Source organism: Marinobacter lacisalsi (genome assembly GCF_042651045.1).
Taxonomy (GTDB): domain Bacteria; phylum Pseudomonadota; class Gammaproteobacteria; order Pseudomonadales; family Oleiphilaceae; genus Marinobacter; species Marinobacter lacisalsi.
Genome location: NZ_JBHSDI010000053.1, coordinates 37,339 through 44,398 on the forward strand (window position 1 = coordinate 37,339; position 7,060 = coordinate 44,398).

General features: G+C 58.6%; 7 protein-coding genes. 5 read left to right on the forward strand and 2 right to left on the reverse strand.

The annotated features are described in order from the left end of the window. The first annotated feature begins 153 nt into the window (after nucleotides 1-153). The 4 genes from argC to erpA are packed head-to-tail and all read left to right on the forward strand — an operon-like array spanning nucleotide 154 to nucleotide 2,884. Nucleotides 154-1,191: an N-acetyl-gamma-glutamyl-phosphate reductase gene (gene argC / locus ACFOZ5_RS14695; RefSeq protein ID WP_379888616.1), complete on the forward strand. Its 1,038-nt coding sequence runs from the start codon at nucleotides 154-156 to the stop codon at nucleotides 1,189-1,191. Nucleotides 1,192-1,221: 30 nt separating this feature from the next. Continuing rightward, nucleotides 1,222-1,962 carry a DUF6776 family protein gene (locus ACFOZ5_RS14700; RefSeq protein ID WP_379888618.1) on the forward strand — a complete coding sequence of 247 codons (741 nt, stop codon included), beginning with the start codon at nucleotides 1,222-1,224 and terminating at the stop codon, nucleotides 1,960-1,962. Nucleotide 1,963: 1 nt separating this feature from the next. After that, entirely contained in the window at nucleotides 1,964-2,470 is a 507-nt protein-coding gene (locus ACFOZ5_RS14705; protein ID WP_379888620.1) for a bactofilin family protein, read from the forward strand. A 60-nt stretch (nucleotides 2,471-2,530) separates the two neighbouring features. After that, nucleotides 2,531-2,884, forward strand: coding sequence for an iron-sulfur cluster insertion protein ErpA (gene erpA, locus ACFOZ5_RS14710; RefSeq protein ID WP_379888622.1), 354 nt, complete (start codon nucleotides 2,531-2,533; stop codon nucleotides 2,882-2,884). A gap of 7 nt (nucleotides 2,885-2,891) precedes the next feature. Here erpA and ACFOZ5_RS14715 read toward each other — a convergent pair whose 3' ends face one another. Together ACFOZ5_RS14715 and ACFOZ5_RS14720 are read right to left on the reverse strand one after the other, a co-directional pair. Continuing rightward, nucleotides 2,892-3,998, reverse strand: coding sequence for an anhydro-N-acetylmuramic acid kinase (locus ACFOZ5_RS14715; RefSeq protein ID WP_379888624.1), 1,107 nt, complete (start codon nucleotides 3,996-3,998; stop codon nucleotides 2,892-2,894). Between the two features lie 3 nt (nucleotides 3,999-4,001). Then, the gene (locus ACFOZ5_RS14720; RefSeq protein ID WP_379888626.1) at nucleotides 4,002-5,429 is read right to left on the reverse strand and encodes an OapA family protein; all 1,428 of its coding nucleotides are present in this window, start codon (nucleotides 5,427-5,429) and stop codon (nucleotides 4,002-4,004) included. A 286-nt stretch (nucleotides 5,430-5,715) separates the two neighbouring features. On the opposite strand from ACFOZ5_RS14720, the gene tyrS reads away from it, so the two are divergent. Then, nucleotides 5,716-6,921 (forward strand): tyrosine--tRNA ligase, encoded by a 1,206-nt coding sequence (gene tyrS / locus ACFOZ5_RS14725; protein ID WP_379888628.1) that lies wholly within the window; start codon nucleotides 5,716-5,718, stop codon nucleotides 6,919-6,921. The last annotated feature ends 139 nt before the right edge of the window (nucleotides 6,922-7,060 follow it).

Consider the following 7,060-nt stretch of genomic DNA (forward strand, 5'->3'; position numbering starts at 1 on the left):
TCAGGTACCCGGGAGGGTTGCATTAATGCTGCAGTTTGTGGGTCATTGTAACCAGCCCGCGCTCAGCTGCAATAAGACACTGGTTTATCATGATAGACTTGGAGTTTGTCCGAATAACTTATAGCAAGGCGCTTCCAGAAACAGGAGAGATCGGTGATTAAAGCAGGTATTGTCGGCGGCACAGGCTACACAGGGGTCGAGTTGCTCAGGATTCTGGCCACACATCCGCAGGTGGAGGTTGCCTGTATTACCTCCCGAACGGAAGCCGGCATGGCTGTAGCCGATATGTACACCAATCTCCGTGGCTACTACGACCTGGCGTTCACCGAGCCGGATGTGGAGGTATTGGCACAGTGTGACCTGGTGTTCTTCGCCACGCCCCATGGTGTGGCCATGCGTATGGCACCCGAGCTGCTGGCCCGGGGCGTTCGTATTGTGGATCTGTCTGCCGATTTCCGCATCAAGGATCTGGACGTATGGGCACGCTGGTACGGCATGCCCCATGACACGGCGGAATGGGCAGAAAAGGCCGTGTACGGTCTGCCGGAAGTGGCCCGTGATGCCATACGCAACGCTGAGCTGGTGGCCAACCCCGGCTGCTACCCCACCGCTGTCCAGCTGGGGTTCCTGCCGTTGCTGGAAAACGGCCTGGTCCGCACCGGTCACCTGGTGGCCGATGCCAAGTCCGGTGCCAGTGGTGCCGGGCGTCAGGGCAAGATCGGCATGCTCCACGGCGAGGTGGGCGAAAGCTTCAAAGCTTACGGAGCCTCTGGCCATCGGCACCTGCCAGAAATACGTCAGGGTCTGGAACAGGCTGCCGGCGGCAAAGTGGGCATCAGCTTTGTGCCTCACCTGGTGCCAATGGTCCGTGGGATCGAGGCCACACTCTATGCCGAGCTTGATAACCCGGCTGACTTTGATCGTCTGCAGGGCCTGTTCGAGGACCGGTACCGGGATGAGCCGTTCGTGGATGTGATGCCTTTCGGTAGCCACCCGGAAACCCGCAGTGTCCGTGGCGAGAACAGCTGCCGTATGGCGTTGCACCGGCAGGAAGACAGCCCCATCGTGATTGTCAGCTCGGTCATCGACAATCTGGTCAAGGGGGCGGCCGGGCAGGCGGTCCAGAACATGAACATCATGTTCGGTCTAGACGAGCGGGCTGGCCTGCAGGCACCCGCTCTGCTGCCATGACCCTGTTGATGGTCGCCGGAGGCTTTCACCTTGGCTGATACGAGACATCCCCAGGAAGAATTCGTCATTGTTCCAAGGCGGCGAAAGCCCCACCCCTGGCGGGTGGTTGGGGTGCTGATCCTGTGTTTGCTGAGTGGGCTGGTTGGCTATGGTGTGGGCTGGTCCCAGGGTGGTTACCGCATTGAGGATGTTGCCCAGAGTCGACCTTCACTTGCCCGGGAACTATCCTCTGTAAAGGAGGAGTATGACCAGGTCCGGCAGCAAAAGGTTCGCCTGGAAAGGAGCCAGGCTATCGATGAACAGGCCCTGAATGCGGCCCGCAATACCATTGCCGGCCTTGAGTCGACCATCGCCAATCTGGAAGCGGATCTCACTTTTTACCGAAACATTATGGCACCGTCGGAAGCCAGCAAGGGGTTGCAGGTCGATCGCCTGACACTCAGGGACGTGCGTGGCGAGCGACGGTACGACTTCAAACTGGTGCTGACACAGGTAGGTGACAACAAAAGCTACATTTCGGGCGTGGTGGCAGTGAATATCATAGGGGAGCAGAAAGGTGAACAGGAAGTCATCCCACTGAGGGACCTGTCAGAGGATGTCGAGGATCTGGGTGTCCGTTTCCGCTTCCGTTATTTCCAGGACGTGGAAGGGACGCTGACCTTGCCTGACAATTTTGAACCCTATGAAGTTCAGGTGGTTGCCAAGGCTGAAGGAAGCAAGGCCTCACAGGCGGAGCGGACCTTCGAATGGCGGCAGCTGGCGGAGAATTGATATGTTCAGCAAGAAAAAAACAAAAGCCAAACGTCCCCACGGTCGTTTCGATACCCTGATATCAGCGAAAACCCGAGTGGAGGGTGATATTCACTTTACCGGTGGCCTTCATATCGACGGGCGGGTAAAAGGGTGTGTGGTGTCGGATGAGCAGGCCGACAACGCACTGCTACGTCTCTCGGAGTGCGGCGAAGTGGAGGGTGATATTGTTGCCCCCAATATCGTGATCAATGGTACGGTGAAGGGTGACGTGTATGCGCTGGCGCACCTTGAACTGGCCGGAAAAGCCGCCATTACCGGAAACGTCTATTATAACCTGATCGAAATGGAAGCGGGTGCCTCGGTAAACGGCAATATGGTCCACAGCAAGGACCCTGATAGTCTACCGAGACGCCTCGCCGGCCCCGGAAAGCCGGAGCCAGTGGAGCGTGCCGGCGATGATCTGCCGGAAGACAGCCCCGGCGAGCCCGGGGCCGTACCGATTGATGAACGCAAGGCTGCTGAGTAGTTGATCAAAACACTCAGGAATACCATAATGACGTCATTAACATGATGTCGGGAGGCAGAATTGAGCGCAGTGCAGGAACAGATAGCGGTACCGCTGTTTTTCAGTGACAACGCGGTCGCCAAGGTGAAAGAACTCGTTGAGGAGGAGGGCAACCCCGATCTCAGGCTGCGGGTTTTCGTCACTGGCGGGGGCTGTTCCGGTTTCCAGTACGGCTTCTCCTTCGATGACAGCCAGGAAGATGAGGACACTGCGGTCGAACGGGATGGCGTAACCCTGCTGGTGGATCCCATGAGTTACCAGTATCTGGTTGGTGCTACCGTCGATTATCAGGAAGGTCTGCAGGGTTCCCAGTTTGTGGTTCAGAACCCCAATGCCACATCAACCTGTGGCTGCGGGTCGTCGTTCGCGATCTGATAAGCGGTCATGCAGGGTAGATAGCACCCAGTATTCGTGGTCCGGTGGCACCGGTAACGCCAGGTACGTTACCGGCCAGCCCGTTCATGGTTTGCCTGGCCAGCCAGGCAAAGGCTGCGGCTTCCACCCACTCGGGGGCAATGCCCAGATCGGTGGTCGTTCTCACCGTTACACTCTTGCTGTCGAGTAACTCACCCAGTCGTGACATCAGCGCCGTGTTCAGGGCGCCCCCGCCACAAACGTACAGGCTGAGGGGGCGGTCCCCCGGCAATGCCGTGGCAACGGACTGGGCCGTCAATTCCAGCAGCGTTCGCTGCACATCCTCCGGAGCGTAGTCGGGCTGGGTCTCCAGCCGGGCATCCAGCCAGTTCAGGTTGAAGAGTTCCTTGCCGGTACTCTTGGGAGCCGGCAACGAAAAATACGGCTCGGTCAGCAACTGATCAAGAAGCGGCGCGATAACCTTGCCGCTTTGAGCCCAGCGTCCTCCTTCATCGTAGGCCTCGCCAGTATGGCGCCGGCACCAGGCGTCCATCAGGCCGTTGCCCGGCCCTGTGTCGAAGCCGCCGGACGCTTCTGAAGCCCCGGCACGTAGCCAGCTGATATTGGCGATGCCGCCAATGTTCAGAAGTACGCGGTGCTCATGGGGTGAGGAAAACACTGCGTGGTGGAATGCAGGTACCAGCGGTGCCCCCTGGCCACCCGCGGCCATGTCGCGACGTCGGAAGTCTGCCACGGTGGTGATGCCGGTGCGCTCGGCAATGACGTTCGGGTCGCCAAGCTGGAGTGAAAAAGGGTGCTCGCCCTCAGGCTGATGGCGGATCGTCTGACCATGGCTGCCAATAGCGATAACGGCTCCCCCGTAACCAGCGGTTTCCAGAAGGTTCTGGGTTGCCCTGGCAAAGCACTCGCCAAGGCCCCGGTCGCAATGCCCCAGCTCATCAGGGCTGCCGCGATTCTGGCTGAGGTTGATGATGGAGTGGTAGAGAGGGGTTGGAATAGGTTCGCTATGGGTGGCAAGCAGAGTTGCCCCTAACCCGGCCTCATCCAGGTCAACCAGCGCGGCGTCGATACCGTCCATGCTGGTGCCTGACATGAGGCCAATGTAGAGGGGCATTGATTACTGCTCGTCGTCGGAAATGGCTTCCTCGGCCATGGCGATCTGGCGGAAGCCCTCGCCCAGGGTGTTCAGCTGGGCAATCTGTTGCTGGGTGGCTGCCTTGAAGCGGGCCAGTTCGCTTTCCGGTACCGGGTTGGCCTCCGGCAGGTCGATGGTGCGCGAATTCCGGGCCACGCCATTCAGGCGGAATTCATAATGCAGGTGGGCGCCGGTCACCATGCCGGACGCGCCAACATAACCGATGGTCTGTCCCTGCTTGACGCGAGTGCCGTTGTTGATGTTCTTGCCGAGCTTGCTCATATGGGCGTACAGGGTGGTGATGTTGTCGCCATGGCTCAGTACCACCGTGCGACCATAGCCACCCTTCCATCCGGCGAAGGAAACCCGGCCATCACCGGCTGCCTTGATGGGCGTGCCGACCGGAGCGGCATAATCGGTGCCTTCATGAGGGCGGACCACGTCAAGCACCGGGTGGCGCCGCTGCAGGTTGAAGGGTGACGAGATGCGGGCGTTGATCGGCGTGCGCAGGAACGCTTTGCGCATGCTGTTGCCATCCGGGGAGTAGTAGTCGCTGTCGCCATTGGTATCCGTGTAGTGAAGTGCAATGACTTCACGGCCGCGGTTCACGAAGCGGGCGGCGACGATCTTGCCATCGTCGATCTTTTCACCGTCGAGGTAGAGTTCTTCGTACACCACCTCGAAGCTGTCACCCTTGCGGATGTCGTAGACGAAGTCGATATCCCAGCCAAAGATCCCGGCCAGTTCCATGGTGATGCGGTCGTCAAGCCCGGCTTCCTTGCCGGCCAGGTAAAGCGACCCCTGGATCTCGCCGGATGCGAAGGCCATCCGCGGCTCCGGCTCACGGGTGACTACCTCGCCGGTGTAGCCATCGTCGGTGTGTTCAATAACGAGGGATTCAAGCCGGTTGCGTTCCAGGCGCACTTCTTTCAGTTCGCCTTCGGGTGTGGCGCCGAATGCCAGTTGCTCACCGACGTAGAGATGCTGCAGCTTGTCGGCTTCGCCCCCGCCATGGATCACCGAAAGCATCAGGCCATCATTGAAGCCCGCTTCGCTGAACAGTGTGGACAATGTGTCGCCGCTTTCAATCCTGAACTCGGTCCATTCCAGTTCCGGCTCTGACGGCGGCGCCGGTTGGGCTGCTTCTTCTATAACCGGCGGGGTCTGTTCAGCTGCCGCCGGAGTCGATGCGTCAGCCAGGGGGGCTGAGTCTGTCCGGGCTTCGGGTTGGGTGCTGTCCAGGCTGGCGTCATCAGCCGGGGCCGTATTTGCGGTGCCCGGGGTTTCCAGAGCAATCGTCATACGTTTGGCTTCAACGTCCGCACTGGGGCTGAATACCAGAACGGAACCAACCACGAGGCTAATACCTGCAACGGCGATCAAATGAATCTTGGGGAGCGTTTTAATCACGTCAACAACCTGTTTTTTTCGCTACGTCGGTAGCTTGTGTGATCTGTTTCAAGTAGTGGCTCAAGTATAGAGCATGCTGAATCGTATAAAAAGCGCGCATTGTCACGTTGAATTCAAGGTGTGACGGCAGATTTTCCTGATTCGGCTGATATAATCCCCCGGCTTTCTTTTCGGAGCCGGGGAGCCGGCAACGGTCTAAATGTATCAGGGTTTGCGGTTACGCTCAGCTTACTTTTGTTGGGGACTGTAACGGACGCGCCTGTTTTTGCTATGGGGTTCAAGGTTTATGGCATCTGTTGATGAGGCGCTGGCGATAATCAAGCGTGGAGTGGACGAGCTGATTCCAGAGGAGGCTCTGGTCGAAAAGCTTCGCCAGGGGCGCCCGCTGAAGATCAAGGCGGGGTTTGATCCAACCGCTCCGGACCTTCACCTGGGGCATACCGTGCTTATCAACAAACTGCGCCAATTCCAGGATCTGGGGCATGAAGTCATCTTTCTGATTGGTGACTTCACCGGCATGATTGGCGACCCCACGGGTAAAAGCGCCACGCGGCCGCCGTTGACCGAAGAGCAGGTAAAGCAGAACGCCATTACCTATAAAGAGCAGGTGTTCCGGATCCTGGACCCTGAAAAGACGACGGTCGTCTTTAACTCCGACTGGATGAGCAAGCTTACCGCTGCCGATATGATTCGCCTTGCGGGGCAGTACACCGTCGCGCGCATGCTGGAGCGGGATGACTTTGACAAGCGTTACCGTGCCGAGCAGCCCATCGCCATCCATGAGTTCCTCTATCCGTTGGTACAGGGTTATGACTCGGTAGCCCTGAAGGCGGATGTTGAGTTGGGGGGTACTGACCAGAAGTTCAACCTGCTGATGGGGCGTATCCTGCAGAAGCATTACGGGCAGGAGGCTCAGGTCATTCTGACCATGCCGATCCTGGAGGGGCTGGATGGCGTCCAGAAAATGTCCAAGTCTCTGGGCAACTATATCGGGGTGAATGATTCGCCCGGCGAAATGTACACCAAGCTGCTCTCTATACCTGACCAGCTCTTGTGGCGTTATTTTGAACTGCTCAGCTTCCGGCCGCTGGCGGAGGTAGAGGAATATCGCCGGGCTGTTGAGGGTGGAGCCAACCCTCAGGACTACAAGAAGATCCTGGCGGAAGAGATCATTACCCGCTTCCACGATGCGGAAGCGGCTGCCAGTGCGCACAAGTCTGCCGGCAACCGCGTCGCCCTGGGGGCGATTCCCGAGAACGTTCCGGAGGTGGAGGTCTCATTGGAAGGTCAGGAGGATCTTCCCGTCTCCGCCGTCCTTCGGCTGGCCGGGCTGGTAAAGAACGGCGCTGCCGCCCGTGATGTCCTGGGGCGGGGGGCTGTCTATATCAATGGAGACCAGCTGGAAGACAGCGGCCGCCGGTTTGCCAGGGGTGAAAGTGTTGTCATCCAGGCCGGGAAGAAGAAGATCGCCCGGGTTTTGATCGTCGATTGATCGATTTTAAAGAAACTGAAACTTTTTTCTGAAAGGTCGTTGACAGAAAACGCCAGCGCTGTAGAATGCGCCCCACTTCGACAGGGAACGCCGGCAACGGCGACCCGGGATGACGAAGTAAGCGGTTGTTAGGGTTGAG

What these genes read in the sequence shown, in the direction of transcription:
- ACFOZ5_RS14705 (WP_379888620.1), top strand. Translation starts at nt 1,964, where the DNA reads ATGTTCAGCAAGAAAAAAACAAAAGCCAAACGTCCCCACGGTCGTTTC.
- ACFOZ5_RS14715 (WP_379888624.1), bottom strand. Translation starts at nt 3,998, where the DNA reads ATGCCCCTCTACATTGGCCTCATGTCAGGCACCAGCATGGACGGTATC.
- tyrS (WP_379888628.1), top strand. Translation starts at nt 5,716, where the DNA reads ATGGCATCTGTTGATGAGGCGCTGGCGATAATCAAGCGTGGAGTGGAC.